The 14,311-nt window shown below is 68.7% G+C and carries 12 protein-coding genes; 11 read left to right on the plus strand and 1 reads right to left on the minus strand.

All coding sequences use genetic code 11. The annotated features are described in order from the left end of the window. The first annotated feature begins 368 nt into the window (after window positions 1–368). From BLU54_RS17525 to BLU54_RS17540, 4 genes are read left to right on the plus strand one after another with little or no spacing between them, the layout of a single operon-like run. Entirely contained in the window at window positions 369–1,388 is a 1,020-nt protein-coding gene (locus BLU54_RS17525) for a TRAP transporter substrate-binding protein (protein WP_091911268.1), read from the plus strand. Between the two features lie 2 nt (window positions 1,389–1,390). Then, window positions 1,391–3,280: a TRAP transporter large permease gene (locus tag BLU54_RS17530; RefSeq protein ID WP_091911270.1), complete on the plus strand. Its 1,890-nt coding sequence runs from the start codon at window positions 1,391–1,393 to the stop codon at window positions 3,278–3,280. Window positions 3,281–3,291: 11 nt separating this feature from the next. Beyond that, window positions 3,292–4,248, plus strand: coding sequence for an SDR family NAD(P)-dependent oxidoreductase (locus tag BLU54_RS17535; RefSeq protein WP_091911272.1), 957 nt, complete (start codon window positions 3,292–3,294; stop codon window positions 4,246–4,248). A 39-nt stretch (window positions 4,249–4,287) separates the two neighbouring features. After that, window positions 4,288–5,067, plus strand: a complete 780-nt coding sequence (locus BLU54_RS17540; RefSeq protein WP_091911274.1) for an SDR family NAD(P)-dependent oxidoreductase — start codon at window positions 4,288–4,290, stop codon at window positions 5,065–5,067. Between the two features lie 60 nt (window positions 5,068–5,127). Here BLU54_RS17540 and BLU54_RS17545 read toward each other — a convergent pair whose 3' ends face one another. Beyond that, window positions 5,128–6,441: a putative Na+/H+ antiporter gene (locus BLU54_RS17545; RefSeq protein WP_091911277.1), complete on the minus strand. Its 1,314-nt coding sequence runs from the start codon at window positions 6,439–6,441 to the stop codon at window positions 5,128–5,130. Window positions 6,442–6,785: 344 nt separating this feature from the next. Between BLU54_RS17545 and BLU54_RS17550 the strand changes: the two genes are divergently transcribed. The 7 genes from BLU54_RS17550 to denD all read left to right on the plus strand — a co-directional run bounded on the left by BLU54_RS17550 (window position 6,786) and on the right by denD (window position 14,194). Then, on the plus strand, window positions 6,786–8,498 hold the full coding sequence (locus BLU54_RS17550; RefSeq protein ID WP_139169744.1) for a methyl-accepting chemotaxis protein: 1,713 nt from the start codon (window positions 6,786–6,788) through the stop codon (window positions 8,496–8,498). An 83-nt stretch (window positions 8,499–8,581) separates the two neighbouring features. Further along, window positions 8,582–9,307 carry a FadR/GntR family transcriptional regulator gene (locus BLU54_RS17555; protein ID WP_091911281.1) on the plus strand — a complete coding sequence of 242 codons (726 nt, stop codon included), beginning with the start codon at window positions 8,582–8,584 and terminating at the stop codon, window positions 9,305–9,307. Between the two features lie 44 nt (window positions 9,308–9,351). Further along, complete coding sequence (gene ltnD, locus BLU54_RS17560) at window positions 9,352–10,245, plus strand: L-threonate dehydrogenase (protein WP_091911424.1); 894 nt, start codon at window positions 9,352–9,354, stop codon at window positions 10,243–10,245. A gap of 19 nt (window positions 10,246–10,264) precedes the next feature. Further along, window positions 10,265–11,548 (plus strand): 3-oxo-tetronate kinase, encoded by a 1,284-nt coding sequence (gene otnK / locus BLU54_RS17565; RefSeq protein WP_091911283.1) that lies wholly within the window; start codon window positions 10,265–10,267, stop codon window positions 11,546–11,548. Next, window positions 11,545–12,189, plus strand: a complete 645-nt coding sequence (otnC, locus tag BLU54_RS17570) for a 3-oxo-tetronate 4-phosphate decarboxylase (RefSeq protein ID WP_091911285.1) — start codon at window positions 11,545–11,547, stop codon at window positions 12,187–12,189. The genes otnK and otnC overlap by 4 nt, the downstream gene beginning before the upstream one ends. Before the next feature lie 154 nt (window positions 12,190–12,343). Next, on the plus strand, window positions 12,344–13,153 hold the full coding sequence (otnI, locus tag BLU54_RS17575; RefSeq protein ID WP_091911287.1) for a 2-oxo-tetronate isomerase: 810 nt from the start codon (window positions 12,344–12,346) through the stop codon (window positions 13,151–13,153). Between the two features lie 51 nt (window positions 13,154–13,204). Next, a complete protein-coding gene (denD, locus tag BLU54_RS17580) occupies window positions 13,205–14,194 on the plus strand; it encodes a D-erythronate dehydrogenase (protein ID WP_091911289.1) in 990 nt (329 codons plus the stop codon). Window positions 14,195–14,311 lie beyond the last annotated feature (117 nt).

Raw genomic sequence — 14,311 nt, forward strand, 5'->3', positions numbered from 1 at the left:
CGGCCCGCCCAAACTGGCGCGCATGCCGGTTTCCCGTCGCTACGCAAGCCGTCCGCTGCCTGTCCAGGCCGGTGCGACACCTGTCGCATCGTGTCGACACCTGTGCGGCCAATGTGTCCGTTGCACCTGGCGGCAGTGCCAGGCGCGGTCGGGCCGCGCGAAGGGTTCACGCAATCGTGCCGAGCCCCGGAATCGTCAGGCGGCACAAGGCTTTGCGCGACGTCAACGGCGCACGGGCGATGGTGGCAGCATGCGACGCGAATGCGCGCGCACGACGGTGAATACCCTGAGAAACGGGACTTGCGGCGCCCGAATGGTCTTCAACTTGCTCTAGAGCGACGCACAATCACAACAGTCGGGAGACAGGCATGAGTACAGCGAAGCGCCGCGATTTTCTCAAAACGATTTCGGCCGCCGCCGTCGTGTCGGCCGGAGGCTTTACCCCACTGATCGCGCGTGCCGCCGAATTCACACTGCGACTGGCCAACAACCTGCCGACCTCGCATCCGCTCAACATCCGGCTCAAGGAAATGGCCGACCGGATCAAGACGGAATCGAAGGGCCGCGTCGAGGTCCAGATCTTCCCGAGCAGCCAACTGGGCAGCGATACCGACACGCTCTCGCAGATTCGCTCGGGCGCGGTCGACTTCTTCACGCTGTCGCCGCTGATCCTCGGCACCTTCGTGCCGGCCGCGCAGATCACCGGCGTGGGCTTTGCGTTCAAGTCGTACGACCAGGTGTGGCCGGCGCTCGACGGCGACCTGGGCGCCTACGTGCGCAACAAGATCGAGGCGACGCCGCTGTTCGCCTTCGAGAAGATCTGGGATGGCGGCTTCCGCCAGGTGACGACCAGCACCAAGGCGATCGTCAAGCCGGAGGATTTCCAGGGCATGAAGCTGCGCGTGCCGCCGAGTCCGCTGTGGACCTCGATGTTCCGGGCCTTCGGCGCTTCCCCGACCAGCATCAACTTCTCCGAAACCTATTCGGCCTTGCAGACGCGCGTGGTCGAGGGGCAGGAGAATCCGCTCTCGATCATCTTCACCGCGAAGCTGTACGAAGTGCAGAAGTTCTGCTCGCTGACCAATCACATGTGGGACGGTTTCTGGCTGCTGGGCAACAAGCAATCGTTCGCGCGGCTGCCGAAGGACCTGCAGGACATCGTGCGACGCGCGGCCAACGAGGCGGCCGTCAAGCAGCGCGCCGACGTTCGTTCGCTGGAGGGCGAGGTGCGCCAGCGTCTGGAAGCGGCGAAGATGCAGTTCAACACCGTCGACGCGCAGCCGTTCCGCGCCAAGCTTGCGGCCGGCAAGTTCTATGACGAGTGGAAGAAGAAGTTCGGTCCCGAGGAATGGGCCATTCTCGAAAAGTACAGTGGGAGGCTCGGCTAAACATGGCTCTCGTCCGCTCGTTGAACCCGGCGCGCGCGGCGGCGCCCGCCTCGCTGCCGCTGGTCTTCACGCGCGGCGTGATGCACCTCGTCGAGTTCGCCGCGGCCCTGTTGCTGGTCGCGGAAACCGTCATCCTGTTTGCGTCGGTGATCTACCGCTACGTGCTGGACGACCCGCTGGGTTGGTCCGACGAACTGGTCTCGATCCTGTTCAGCTGGCTGGCCATACTGGGCGCGGTGCTGGCGCTCTATCGCGGCGAGCACATGCGCCTGACCGCGGTGGTGAAGAAGCTGCCGCCGCGCTGGCAAACGTGGACCGAGGCGCTGGCCGCGATACTGGTATGCGTGTTCGTCGCAATGATCGTCTCGCCCGCGGCACAGCATGCCCACGAGCAGATGGCGATTACCACGCCGTCGCTCGATCTGCCTGACGGCTTGCGCGCCTATGCGCTGCCGGTCGGCTCGGTCCTGATGCTGGTTGCCGCGCTGTCACGCGTGGCAGTCCTCAACAACTGGAAGCAATGTGCCAGCGCGCTCGTCGTGGTGGCGCTGGTCGCCGGCGCGCTGTGGCTGGCGCAGAGCTGGCTGCTGTCGATCGGAAACTGGAACCTGCTGCTGTTCTTCGTCGTGCTGGTCGGCGCCAGCGTGGTGCTGGGCGTGCCGATCGCGTTCGCGTTCGGCGTTGCCACGCTGGCCTATCTGTCGCTGATCACGCACGCGCCGCTCGGCATCGTCGTGAGCCGCATGGACGAGGGCATGGCACACGTGATCCTGGTGGCGGTGCCGATCTTCGTGCTGCTCGGCGGCTTGATCGAGATGAGCGGGCTGGCGCGTTCGCTGATCGATTTCATGGCAGCGTTGCTCGGCCACGTCCGCGGCGGTCTGCAATACGTGCTGCTCGGCGCGATGTTCCTGGTTTCCGGCATCTCGGGCGCGAAGGCCGCCGACATGGCCGCGGTCGCCCCGGCGCTGTTTCCCGAAATGAAGGCGCGCGGCGCGAAGCCCGAGGAACTGGTCGCGCTGCTCAGCGCGTCCGGCGCGATGACCGAGACGATTCCGCCGAGCCTGGTGCTGATCACCATCGGCGCGGTGTGCAGCGTGTCGATCAGCGCGTTGTTCGTCGGCGGCCTAGTACCGGCGTTGGTGGCGACCATTGCAATCGCCTTCGTTTGCTGGCGTCGCGCCCGCCGCGATCCGCTGCCGCAGGTCGAGCGGGCCAGCACCCGCGTGATCCTGCGTACCCTGCTGGTCGCGTTGCCCGCACTGGCGTTGCCCGTGCTGATCCGTGCGTGCGTGGTCGAGGGCGTGGCGACCGCCACCGAGGTGTCGACGGTGGGCGTGGTGTACACGCTCGTGGCGGCGCTGATCGCGCGTGCATTGGGCAAGCGCATCGCATTCGGGCAGTTGTATCGGATGCTGGTCGATGCGGCGGCGCTGTCCGGCGCGATCCTGCTGATCATCGGGCTGGCAACGTCGATGGCGTGGGCGCTGACGCGCTCGGGTTTCTCGGCAGCCCTGGTCGAGGCGATGGCGCACACGCCAGGCGGCGTGCCCGGCTTCATGCTCGTCACGATCGTCTGCTTCGTCGTGCTGGGCAGCGTGCTGGAAGGCATTCCGGCGATCGTCCTGTTTGGCCCGCTGCTGTTCCCGGTCGCGCGTGCGCTGCACATCAACGACGTGCAGTACTCGATGGTGGTGATTCTGGCAATGGGCATCGGACTGTTCGCGCCGCCGGTCGGCGTCGGTTACTACGCGGCCTGTGCGATCGGCAAGGTCTCGCCCGACGGTGTCGGGCGCCGCATGGTCGGCTACATGCTGGCGCTGCTGATCGCACTGCTATGCGTGGCGTTCGTGCCGTGGCTGTCTACCGGCTTTCTGCCGGCAGGTTTTTGAAGGAGGAAGCGATGGCAGTCATATTTCGGGATCGGGCGCCGGATGCGCTGAATGAAGGCAGCCCGACCGCGGAGCGGAGCCGGGCAGCGGCCAGCGGCGCGCAGCAACCGGCCGGGCCGGCGGCACGCACGCGTGGACGCGCGGCCGCGGGCGAGACGGCACGCCGCGAGGGTGGCGCGACCGCGCAGCCGCGCCGGACGACGGCGGCCCGCAGCGCCGAGCGTCGCGTTGCGTTGGTGACCGGCGGTGCGGCGGGCATCGGCGCGGCGATCGCCGCGCGCCTTGCCACCGACTGCGACGTGATCATTGCGGACCGGGACGAGGAGGCGGCGCAGCGTTGCGCGGCGCGGCTCAACGGCCGGCGCCGCAACGTTGCGGCACTGGCGATGGACGCCGGTGACGCCGATTCGATCGCCGCGGTGTGTGCGCGCATTGCCGCCGAGTGGGGCCGCTGCGACATTCTCGTCAACAACGCGGGGATCGCCAAGACCTACCCGTTCACCGACTATCCGACCGATCACTGGCAGGCGGTGCTCGACGTGAACCTGACGGGCCCGTTGCTGCTGGCGCAGACGCTGGTGCCGCTGATGCGCAAGCAACGCTGGGGACGCATCGTCAACGTCGCGTCGATCAGCGGCATTCGCGCCAGTGCGGGGCGCACCGCGTACGGCACGTCAAAGGCGGCCGTGATGGGGCTGACCCGGCAGATGGCGATCGAACTGGCCGGCGAGGGCATCACCGCCAACGCGGTCGCGCCGGGTCCGATCGAGACGCCGATGACGTCGGCGTTGCATTCGACGCAGACGCGTGACGGCTATCTGCGCGCGGTGCCGATGCGGCGTTACGGTCGGCCCGAGGAGATCGCCGCAGCGGTCGCCTTTCTTGCCTCCGACGATGCGTCGTACATCACCGGCCATACCTTGCCTGTCGACGGCGGCTATCTCGCCGCTGGCCTGCTCGACATCTGACGACTGGCGCGGCCGGCGCTGCGCCGGCGCGGGACAAACATGACTATTGCAGCTGGAGAGGGCTTGCGCGTCGATCTGCGCGGCCGCGTGGCATTGGTGACAGGCGCCGCGCGTGGCATCGGCTTCGCGATCGCCGAGCGGCTGGGCGCGAATGGTGCCCGCGTGGTGGTGGCCGACCTGAACGCGGCCCAGGCCGAAGCGGCGCGCGACCGTCTGGTCGCGGCCGGTATCGAGGCGATGGCGCTGGGCGCCGACGTGTCCGACGAGCGGGATGTCGCCGAGATGGTCGGTTGCGCGGAGCGCAGCTACGGCGCGGTCGACATCCTGGTCAACAACGCCGGCATGGTGTCCACCACGCAGGTGACCGACACCACATCGGCCGATTGGCGCCGGGTGATGGCGGTCAACCTGGACGGCGTGTTCTATTGCATCCGGGCGGCGCTGCCCGGCATGGTCGCGCGCGGCTATGGACGGATCGTGAACATTTCATCGGTGGCGGGCAAGCGGGGCGGTGGCCTGCTGGGAGGCAGTTGCTATGCGGCGTCAAAAGGCGGGGTGATCGCGCTGACGAAGGGCGTGGCCCGCGAGGCCGGACCGTTCGGCGTGACGGTCAACGCGATCACCCCGGCACTGATCGATACTGAGATGACGTCGATCCTGCCGCCGGCGGGCCGGGCGCGCGTGCTGGCGGACATGCCGGTGGGCCGCGCCGGCACGCCGGCCGACATCGCGGCCGCCGCGTGCTTCCTGGCATCGGACGCGGCCGCCTTCATCACCGGCGAGATCATGGACGTCGACGGCGGCTTCATGCGCGACTGAGTCGCGCCGCTGGCCACGCTGTGATCGTCAGCGCAGCGCTGGCAAGCGGTTCGACGGCACTCAGAGCAGCAGGAACGCCGCGGTTGCGACGAGCGTCGGCGGCAGCGCGCCGAGCAGCAGTCCGCCAAAACCGATCGAGGCGTTGCGGAAGCCGCCGCGCAACAGTGCCACGCCGGCGGGATTCGGCGCATTCGCGATCACGGTGAGACCGCCGCCCGCCACCGCGCCGGCCACCAGCATGTAGCGCGAGTGGGCCGACAGGTTCGGGATCAGCGAACCCAGGTAGGTGATCGCCGCGTTGTCGGTGATCGCCGTCAGGCCGAGCGCGCCGAAGAACAGGGCCGCCGCGTCGAGCCGCGCCACCAGCGGTTGCAACCACCATTGCTGCTGTCCACCGAGCACCACCAAGCCCGCCAAGAAGAAGGCCACCAGAAGGCTTTCGCGAAGCAACAGCGGCGACTGATGGCGCGCGTACGCCTCGGTATAGCCGAGGAAAAACAGAAACAGGCCGATGAATATCGCCGGGTGATGCGCGCTGGCCACGACCAGCACCAGAAACAACACGTGCACGACAACCACCGCCGCGGGTGCGGGGCGACGCATTGCGTCGCCTGTCGTCGAGACCGGGGCAGGCGGAGCGGCCGCCACGGTGCCGCCGGATGCCTGCATGGGGGTTGGCCGGGCGCGCAGTCGCGGCGCAAGCAGCGCGGTGGCCATGCTGGCGTTGCACACGACCGCCAACGCCGCCTTCCAGCCGAGCATGCCGGCGACCAGCGTACTGTCCCACTGCCAGGCGCGGGCCACCATCAGGATCGGCGGCGCGGCGAAGGCGGTCAGTGTGCCGCCGATCGACACGTTGACGAACAGTACGCCGAGCGCCAGGTATTTCAGGCGTTCCGGCAGCGTCGGCACGAACAGTCGCTCCCGCAGCATCAGGGCGGCCAGCGTCATCGCGGCTGGCTCGGTGATCGCGGAGCCGAGCAACGGCACCGCGGACAGGCCGAGCCAGACGGTCCAGACGGCGCGATCGCCCGGCAGCAGCCGCGCGATGCCATCGATGACACTGGCCGTCACTTGCCCGATCGGGCGGCTCGCCGCGATGGTCATCACCACGAAAACGAACATCGGTTCGGTGTAGTGGCGCGTTTCGAGATAGGACAGCGCGGCGCTCACGCCCGCCAGCGCGCACATCGTGACGGCCAGCACCAGCGCCCACAGCCCGAACACGACTTCGACTTCGCCGAGGAAATGAAACAGCCCCGCGTGCCGCGGCCAACGGTCGGCCAGGCGTCCGATCGGCTTGGCCAGGAAGGTGTGGAGCAGCGCGCAGGCGAACACGATGGCGGCGGCGAGGTGGAGCGGGGAGGCGGGCATGCGCTGGAGCAAGGCGGTGGGACCATTCTTTTAGCAGACTGCCCGCACCGCTGACAAGCCGCGTCAGGGCCGGTGGACGGACGTAGGACGGACGTTTGAGTCCGATGCCGCCGTGCGGCCGATTCTGGCGTGGCGGGCGGTGGCGGCGGGCGCGTCGACAGGTATCGGCATGCGCCGGACACACGGCCGCAGGCATGAGGGTCATGCTCAGGCGGTGCGGCGATGGCGGTAATGGCGGTATCAATCCGAGCCGCAGTCGCGCCGGCTCGTCCTCTGGTGTCCCTGTCATGGCCACGTCGCAATCGGTTGGCAGACTCGCGCCCATCGCGACCACCCCGCCTCCGATGTCTGCCCATCTCTCCCCCGTCAAGCCGCAGTCGTTGCTGCGGCGTTTCATGCCCTGGCAGGCCTCGACCACGCTCCGCTCGCCTGCGTCGCACCCGGCGGACCGCAACGGTACGCGCTCCGACGACAAGACCGCGCCGCGTCCGCGCGCGGTGCTTGGCCGCAGCCGCCGTCTGGGCGTGCGGGTCGGCATCGGCATGCTGTTCGTCTGCCTGTGCCAACTGGGCTTCGGCCTCGCGGCGCTGTCGCACATGCGCGCGCTGGAAGCGGACAATCAGCGCCTGTATCGGGAAGATCTCCAGCAGGCTGCCGCGGCGGAACGGGCCGGTGGCGACGTGGCGCGTCTGCGCAACGGCAAGCTGGCGCTGTTCGTCGCGAGCAGTGGACCGGAACGCGATGCGGCGCGGCAACTGATCGCGGCCAGCGTCGACAGCATCGCGCATGCCCTGGCCAAGGCGAACGGCGACCCGGCCGTGGCGCGCCGGGCGCAGCAGAGCCTGACGCAGGCACGTCGCCAGGTCGACGAGTTCGTTGCGCTGATGGTGAAGCAGTCGTTCGATCCGGTGATGTTCGACAGCGCCGTATCGGTGAACGGTCATTTCGTCGATACCGCTCTGGACGGCCTTGGCGAGGCGATCGCCGCGCTGCGTCGCAGCCAGGACGCCGCGACCGAAGCACGGGCGGCGCGGGCGGCAACGGTGCGCGCCCGGACCCTCGGCGCGCTGGCGCTGCTGTTTGCCGCGACGCTCTGCGCGTCGCTGCTCGTCTGGTTCTACGTTGGCCGTACCCTGCGGCGGGAACTCGGCGGCGAGCCCCGCGAGGCGGCGCAGCTGGCCGCGCGTATCGCCGGCGGCGACCTGGCCGCCAGCACCGGCTCGCGCGCCGATTCGGCCAGCGTGTTCGGCGCGATCGCCCGGATGCGCGAGTCGCTCGTCCACCTCGTGGCCGACGTGCGCACCGGCGCGGACAGCATCGCGCTGGCGTCGCGGCAGATTGCCGACGACAACGAGGCGCTTGCCACCCGCACGCGCGCCCAGGCCGCGTCGATCGCCGAGACCGCTGCCAATGCCTCGCGTCTGAGCGGCGCTGTCGAACACAACGCGGCGCACGCACGGCAGGCCAGCGAACTGGCGCGGGAGGCGGCGGCCGTCTGCGATAGCGGCGCACGACAGACCGAGGCAGTGGTTGCGACGATGCGCCGGCTGGCGAACGAGTCGCGCCGGATGGGCGAAATCGTTGCGGTGATCGACGGCATTGCGTTCCAGACCAACCTACTGGCGTTGAACGCGGCGGTCGAGGCGGCTCGGGCCGGTACGCAGGGTCGGGGTTTCGCCGTCGTTGCCGGCGAGGTGCGCGAGCTGGCGCGCCGCAGCGCGGAAGCGGCGCGCGACGTGAAGGCGCGCATCGACGGGTCGCTTGCCGGCGTGCAGACCAGCGAGCGCGCCGCGGAAGCCGCCGGCACCACGATGGCGGACGCGCGCGCGGCCAGCGAACGGGTCGCCGCCCTGCTGGCCGAAATCGAACAGGCCAGCGAGTCGCAACGCGTCGGCATTGCGCGCATCGACCAGGCAGTCGGCGACATCGACGCGATCACCCGAGACAACGCCGCGCGCGTGCTGGCGGCCCATGCCGCCTCCGACGCCCTCGCCGAACGTACGCGTGCGCTGCAACAGGCAGTGTCGGTGTTTCGGCTTGAGCGTCATGCCACCTGACGCGTAGGCGAGGGTAAACCCTCGGCGGACGTGGTGCGCCCAAAGTTGTATGATGAGCGGACAACGACTTGTATGACAAGTTAATGTTCGAACGCGTACCTACCCGGGCGCTCAGCGACACGGTCGCCGAGCAGCTCCTCAAACAAATCGAAGCCGGCACTTTCGCCCGCGACACCAAGCTGCCAACCGAAGCCTCGCTGTCCCAGCAGTTCGGCGTCAGCCGGACGGTCGTGCGCGAGGCCATCGCGCGCCTCAAACACGATGGCGTCGTCGAACCACGGCAGGGCAGTGGCGTGTTCGTGCGCTTGCCGAACGGGCTCAAGCCGCTGCGGCTGGACGTGGCCTCGCTCAGCGACCTGCAATCCGTGCTTCATATCGTCGACGTACGGCGCGCGCTGGAATCGGAGGTGGCCGCGCAGGCGGCCGAACGGCGCAGCGACGAGGCGATGGCCCGCATCGATGCGGCGCTGGCACAGATCGACGCGGACGTCGCGAACGGTGACAGCGGTCACAACGGGGTGAAGGCGGACATCGCATTCCATCGCACGATCGCCGAGGCCACCGGCAACCCGTTCTTTCTCAGCACGCTTGCGTTTCTGGGACAGTACCTGGAGACCGGCATGCACGTGACGCGCAGCAACGAGTCGCGCCATGCCGAGTTCGCGCGTCAGGTGCGGGAAGAACATGCGGCCATTGCCGCGGCGATCCGCGCGCGCGATCCGCAGGCCGCGCACGACGCGGCGCGCAATCACATGGTCAATGCGGCGCGCCGGTTGAGCGCGGGCGCTGCGACTTCCGTCAGCCAATGAACGCCGGCCGCGTTGTCACGCCGGCGCACGCCCAGGAGACAGCCATGTCCGCAACCGTTGGTGTGATCGGCCTGGGCGCGATGGGCTACGGCGTGGCGCAGTCGCTGCTGCGCGCCGGTTTCGACGTGCACGCCTGCGACCTGCGCGCCGACGTGCTCGAGCGTTTCGCGAAAGAAGGCGGTCGTCCCGCGCCGGATCCGGCCGCGCTGGCCGCCGTGTGCAAGGTGGTGATCACGCTGGTGGTCAACGCGGACCAGACCGACGCCGTGCTGTTCGGCGATCGCGGCGCGGTGCCGGCGCTCGCGCCGGACAGCCTGGTCATCGCCTGCGCGACGGTCGCGCCAGCCTATGCGAGTTCGCTCGGCGCGCGCTTGGCGGAGCGGGGCATCCACCTGCTCGACGCGCCGGTCTCCGGTGGCGCGGCCCGCGCCGCATCGGGCGAGATGACGATGATGACCTCGGGACCCGCCGCAGCCTATGCGCTGGCCGAGGACGTTCTGGCCGCGATGGCTGGCAAGGTCTACCGCCTGGGTGCCGAACACGGTGCCGGCTCCAAGGTGAAGATCATCAACCAGTTGCTGGCCGGCGTGCACATTGCCGCCTCGGCCGAGGCGATGGCGCTCGGCCTGCGCGAAGGCGTCGATCCGGCCGCGCTCTACGAAGTGATCACGCACAGCGCGGGCAATTCGTGGATGTTCGAGAACCGGGTGCCGCACATCCTGAAAGGCGACTACACGCCGCTGTCCGCTGTCGACATCTTCGTCAAGGACCTTGGACTGGTGCTCGATACCGCGCGCGGCAGCCGCTTCCCGTTGCCGCTTTCCGCGGCCGCGCACCAGATGTTCATGATGGCCTCGACCGCCGGGCACGGCGGCGAGGACGACGCCGCCGTCATCAAGATTTTTCCTGGCGTGACCTTGCCCGGCAGCGCCTCCTGATCCTTCCCGCTCGTTAGACATGACCTCTTCCTCGACCCCCTTGCTCGGCGTGATTGCCGACGATTCCACCGGCGCCACCGACCTTGCCAACACGCTCGTGCGCGGCGGCATGCGTACCGTGCAGATGATCGGCGTGCCGACCGGCGCGGCCGCGGCCGAAGCGGACGCGATCGTCGTTGCGCTGAAGTCGCGCACCAATCCGGCCGGCGAAGCAATCGAGCAGTCGCTGCAGGCGTTGCGCTGGCTGAAGGCGCAGGGTTGCCGGCAGTTCTTTTTCAAATACTGCTCGACGTTCGATTCAACCGCCGACGGCAACATCGGCCCGGTAGCCGAGGCCCTGCTCGACGAACTCGGCAGCGATTTCGCGATCGCCTGTCCTGCCTTCCCGGAAAACGGCCGGACCCTGTGCCGCGGGTATCTATTTGTCGGCGACGTCCTGCTCAACGAATCGGGCATGGAGAACCATCCGCTCACGCCGATGCGCGACCCCAACCTGGTGCGCGTGCTGCAAAGCCAGAGCAAGAGCAAGGTCGGCCTGGTGCGCTATGACGCGGTGGCGAAGGGCGCCGACGGCGTGCGCACGGCCATCGCGGCGCTGCGCGCCGACGGCGTGCGTCTCGCGATCGCGGACGCGCTGTCGGACACCGATCTGCGCGTGCTTGGCGAAGCCAACGCCGACGCCGTGCTGATCACCGGCGGCTCCGGCGTCGCGCTCGGCCTGCCGGAAAACTTCCGCAAGGCCGGCCTGCTCGGCGCAGCCAGCGAGGCGGCGGTGTTGCCGCGCGTCGAAGGCCCCGGCGTGGTGTTGGCCGGCAGCGTGTCGAAGGCCACCAACGGACAGGTCGCGCACTGGCGCGAACGTCACCCGGCGCTGCGCATCGATCCGCTCGCGCTGGCGCGCGGCGAACCGGTCGTGCAGCAGGCGATCGACTTTGCATTGTCGGCCGGCGAACCGGTGCTGATCTATGCGACCGCCGCGCCCGACGAAGTCAAGGCGGTGCAGCAATCGCTCGGCGCGAACGAAGCAGGTCATCTGGTCGAGAAGGCGCTGGGCGAGATCGCGCGCACGCTGCACGCGAAGGGCGTGCGCCGCTTCGTGGTGGCCGGCGGCGAGACCTCCGGCGCGGTGGTGCAGGCGCTCGGCGTGACGGCGCTGCGGATCGGCGCGCAGATCGATCCGGGCGTGCCGGCCACGGTGACCGTCGCCGACGAGCCGGTCGCGCTCGCGCTCAAATCGGGCAACTTCGGCGGCGTCGATTTCTTCGAAAAGGCGCTGGCCCAGATCGGCGGAGCGGCACGATGAGCGGCAGCGTCGAAAGCAAGGCCCGCGAGGAAATCTGCACGGTCGGCGCAAGCCTCTATGCGCGCGGCTACACGGTCGGTTCGGCGGGCAACATCAGCGCGCGTCTCGATGACGGCTGGCTGATCACACCCACCGACGCGTGCCTGGGCCGCCTGGACCCCGCCGACATCTCGAAGGTGGACAGCGGCGGCAACTGGGTGGCGGGCGCCAAGCCGTCGAAGACGCTGTCGGTGCATCGGCGCGTATATGCGCGCAATCCGGAAGTGAATGGCGTGGTGCACACGCATTCGACCCACCTGGTTGCGCTGACGCTGGCCGGTGTGTGGCGGCCGGACGACGTGCTGCCGCCGATCACGCCGTACTACGTGATGAAGGTCGGTCACATTCCGCTGATCCCGTACCACCGTCCGGGCGACGACCGGGTCGCCGAGCGCGTCGAGGCGCTCGCCGCGCAGGTGCGCGGCGTGCTCGTCGAACGGCTCGGCCCGATCGTCTGGGAAAGCTCGGTGTCGCGCGCGGCCTGGGCGTTGGAGGAGCTGGAAGAAACGGCAAAGCTCTGGCTGTCGAGCCAGCCGAAACCCGCGCCGCTGGACGAAACGCAACTGGACGAGTTGCGCGAGACCTTCAACGCGCGGTGGTGACACCGGCGCCGCTAGCCTGGCGGCCGTCGTTCACTGTTGCAAGGCCACGCGGTGCGCCTGCCTCCGAGCCGTGCCGCGCGCGCCGCCACTTTTGACCGGATTCGCTTTGCACGGTGCGGCGTCGCCGCCCACACACTCATAAAGGAGACAGAGCATGCCGCGTTTCGCCGCCAACCTCTCGATGATGTACAACGAGCATCCCTTCCTCGATCGCTTCGCCGCTGCCGCGCGCGACGGCTTCAAGGGGGTGGAATTCCTGTTCCCCTACGACTTCGAGGCGAAGGAACTGAAACGCCGCCTGGACGACAACGGCCTGACGCAGGCGCTGTTCAATGCGCCGCCCGGCGACTGGGCGGGCGGCGAGCGCGGCCTCGCCTCGCTGCCGGGCCGGGAAGCAGAATTTCGCGACGGCATCGCGCGGGCGCTCGACTATGCGTCGGTGCTCGGCAACCGGAAGATCCACGTGATGGCGGGCATGTTCGGCCAGTCCGACGACGCCGAACGGCGCGCGCGGCATCGTGCCGTGTATCTCGACAATCTGCGCTGGGCAGCCGCGCAGGCGGCGGCACACGGCATCATGCTGGTGATCGAGCCGATCAACCAGCGTGACATGCCAGGCTTCTTCATCAGCCGGCAGGACGAGGGACAGGCCGTGTGCGCCGAAGTCGGGGCGCCGAACCTGAAAGTGCAGTTCGACTGCTATCACTGTCAGATTGTCGAGGGCGATGTTGCGAGCAAGCTGCGCCGCGACATCGCCGGCGTCGGTCACATCCAGATCGCGGGCGTGCCGGAACGCCATGAGCCGGATGTCGGCGAGCTGAACTATCCTTATCTGTTCGACCTGATCGACATGCTCGGCTACGACGGTTGGATCGGCTGTGAATATCGTCCGCGCGCCGGCACCAGCGAAGGTCTCGGCTGGCTGCATAGCTGTTTGGGACGTCAGGGCGGCCAGTCGGCCTGACGCGCGGCGCCGCGCACCGCGGCGCATCCGTACCAGCGGCAAGGGACGTCGATGAAGATTCTGATCACCGGCGGGGCAGGGTTCCTGGGCGCGCGTCTCGCGCGCGCCTTGCTGGATTGCGGCCGTTTGTCCGTCAATGGCAGGCCGGCCGAGCCGGTCGAGCAGATCGTGCTGCTCGACGTCGCCGCACCAGCTGTCCTGCCCGTCCAACCCGCCACGGACCAGCCACGCATCGTACATCTGACTGGCGACCTGTCCGAGGCCGCGCTGCTGGCACGGGCGATCGACGCTGACACGACGCTCGTGTGCCATCTCGCCGCCGTCGTCAGCGGTCAGGCGGAGGCGGATTTCCCGCTTGGCATGCGCATCAATCTGGATGCGACGCGGGCCTTGCTCGACCGTTGCCATGCAGTCGGCCATCGGCCGACGGTGCTCTTCACGAGTTCGGTCGCCGTGTTCGGCGGCGCGCTGCCGCCGGTCGTTGGCGACGACACCGCGGTGTCGCCGCGCTCGTCATACGGCACGCAGAAGGCGATTGCCGAGCTGCTGCTTGCGGATTACACCCGGCGCGGTTTCATCGACGGACGCGTGCTGCGGCTGCCGACCATCAGCATCCGGCCAGGCCGGCCGAACGCCGCCGCTTCCTCATTTGCCAGTGGCATCATCCGTGAACCTTTGGCAGGCTTGCCGGCGGTCTGTCCGGTTGCGCCGGATCTGCCGCTCTGGCTGTCGTCGCCAGACGCGGCCACGCGCAACCTGCTGCGCGGTTGCGCGTTGGCGCAGCACGCGCTTGAGGATTGGCCAGTCCTGAATCTGCCGGGTCTGTCGACAACGGCTGCGGCGATGGTCGAGGCGCTGCGGCGCGTAGCCGGCGACGAGGCGGCCGGGCGAGTGCGTTTCGAACGCGATCCGCAAATCGAGGCGATCGTCGGCAGCTGGCCCGCGGCGTGGGACGATGCGCGCGCCAGACGACTGGGGTTCGTCGGGGACCGCGACTTCGATGCGGTAATCATGCAATTTCTCCATCCCGAAATGCATTGACCTCGACACGGCCTGCGTACGGGCAAAGCGTGTATGCCGACCGCCTGATGCGGTGGGCGTCGCCTCGTCGAGCGTGACGCAGCCGTCATGGACCGCCAATCCGTTGCAGTGCAGTGC

The sequence above is a fragment of the Chitinasiproducens palmae genome, assembly GCF_900095735.1.
GTDB classification, from domain to species: domain Bacteria; phylum Pseudomonadota; class Gammaproteobacteria; order Burkholderiales; family Burkholderiaceae; genus Chitinasiproducens; species Chitinasiproducens palmae.

Excerpts from the sequence above, each read along its gene's own strand:
- ltnD (WP_091911424.1), top strand. The coding sequence starts at position 9,352 with ATGTCCGCAACCGTTGGTGTGATCGGCCTGGGCGCGATGGGCTACGGC.
- BLU54_RS17535 (WP_091911272.1), top strand. The coding sequence starts at position 3,292 with ATGGCAGTCATATTTCGGGATCGGGCGCCGGATGCGCTGAATGAAGGC.
- denD (WP_091911289.1), top strand. The coding sequence starts at position 13,205 with ATGAAGATTCTGATCACCGGCGGGGCAGGGTTCCTGGGCGCGCGTCTC.
- BLU54_RS17525 (WP_091911268.1), top strand. The coding sequence starts at position 369 with ATGAGTACAGCGAAGCGCCGCGATTTTCTCAAAACGATTTCGGCCGCC.
- BLU54_RS17550 (WP_139169744.1), top strand. The coding sequence starts at position 6,786 with ATGTCTGCCCATCTCTCCCCCGTCAAGCCGCAGTCGTTGCTGCGGCGT.
- BLU54_RS17530 (WP_091911270.1), top strand. The coding sequence starts at position 1,391 with ATGGCTCTCGTCCGCTCGTTGAACCCGGCGCGCGCGGCGGCGCCCGCC.
- BLU54_RS17540 (WP_091911274.1), top strand. The coding sequence starts at position 4,288 with ATGACTATTGCAGCTGGAGAGGGCTTGCGCGTCGATCTGCGCGGCCGC.
- otnK (WP_091911283.1), top strand. The coding sequence starts at position 10,265 with ATGACCTCTTCCTCGACCCCCTTGCTCGGCGTGATTGCCGACGATTCC.
- otnI (WP_091911287.1), top strand. The coding sequence starts at position 12,344 with ATGCCGCGTTTCGCCGCCAACCTCTCGATGATGTACAACGAGCATCCC.
- otnC (WP_091911285.1), top strand. The coding sequence starts at position 11,545 with ATGAGCGGCAGCGTCGAAAGCAAGGCCCGCGAGGAAATCTGCACGGTC.
- BLU54_RS17555 (WP_091911281.1), top strand. The coding sequence starts at position 8,582 with ATGTTCGAACGCGTACCTACCCGGGCGCTCAGCGACACGGTCGCCGAG.
- BLU54_RS17545 (WP_091911277.1), bottom strand. The coding sequence starts at position 6,441 with ATGCCCGCCTCCCCGCTCCACCTCGCCGCCGCCATCGTGTTCGCCTGC.